This window comes from Pseudomonas jilinensis (assembly GCF_003586265.1).
Taxonomy (GTDB): domain Bacteria; phylum Pseudomonadota; class Gammaproteobacteria; order Pseudomonadales; family Pseudomonadaceae; genus Halopseudomonas; species Halopseudomonas phragmitis.
The window spans coordinates 1-907 of record NZ_QJSA01000044.1 but is presented as its reverse complement, the minus strand read 5'-3'; the positions used below and the strand labels follow the sequence as shown (position 1 = coordinate 907).

Genomic DNA, 907 nt, shown 5'->3' with positions numbered 1-907 from the left:
AGCCCCGAATCCATCGCCTGGTCGCAGCCGCTACCCCCGGAGCAATGGGCCCGGCGCTCAGCTGAGCTGGAAGCGGCCATCGCCGAGCGCGAGAAGGATCTGGCCGCCAGCGAGGAATTCCAGGTATCTGGATGACGACCTTTCGCCAACGCTGGCTGAGCCTGCCTACCTGGCTGCGCTGGAGCTTGATGCTGATGTTTTATCTGACGCTGATTGTCAGCTTTGTGATGTGGCAATACCAGCGGCCAGGCGGCGCAGCGCTGTCTGGCCACAACCATACAGACCGCCCGATTTTCAGCTACTGGGTTAATGACAACTGGGGTGGGAATGGTGGTGTCACCTGCTGTTGGCGTATCCGTGGTGATAGTTTGAAGGTGGTGTGGATATTGGACGTCACACCGGAGCAGATAGAGCGAGGACTGGAGGAAGAGCGGCATGAGCTGGAGCTGCCTAATCCGCCTCGAGACCGGGCGGATCGCTATTTGCACGTGCATTTCTTTCCCAACAACCAGGTACGCCTTGCCTGGAGCCCCGATCACGATACGCCTTACGAATGACTCAAACAGGCTCCTGATGAGGAGGTAGTAGGTGAATAGTGAGAGCTTATTGCAAGCCCAGGCGATCAGTGCTCGATGTCGTGTGCCGGCAGCAGTTGCACCGAGCTGCGGCAGGCTCCGCATGGATTGCTTCAGGCCTTCGGCCGTTCGCAATGACGGTGGGGTGGGTTTGGGGCTGTGTGAGTACAGTCTGGGGTCGAGCATCGATTCCGGGTCATTGCGAGCCGCGCAGCGGCGTGGCAATCCATAAGACGACGCCCCTTATTGGCAGATCGAAACCAGCGAGTTCAAGGTATGAATGCCCAGCACCAGCCGGATAACCATGATTCACACTATGGCCCTGCCGCTTA

General features: G+C 58.7%; 1 protein-coding gene. It reads left to right on the top strand.

The window, feature by feature from the left end; translation table 11 throughout:
- The first annotated feature begins 188 nt into the window (after positions 1-188).
- Positions 189-557 (top strand): DUF3304 domain-containing protein, encoded by a 369-nt coding sequence (locus C2846_RS18470; protein ID WP_080049110.1) that lies wholly within the window; start codon positions 189-191, stop codon positions 555-557.
- Positions 558-907: the final 350 nt, after the last annotated feature.

What these genes read in the sequence shown, in the direction of transcription:
- C2846_RS18470 (WP_080049110.1), top strand. Translation starts at nt 189, where the DNA reads ATGCTGATGTTTTATCTGACGCTGATTGTCAGCTTTGTGATGTGGCAA.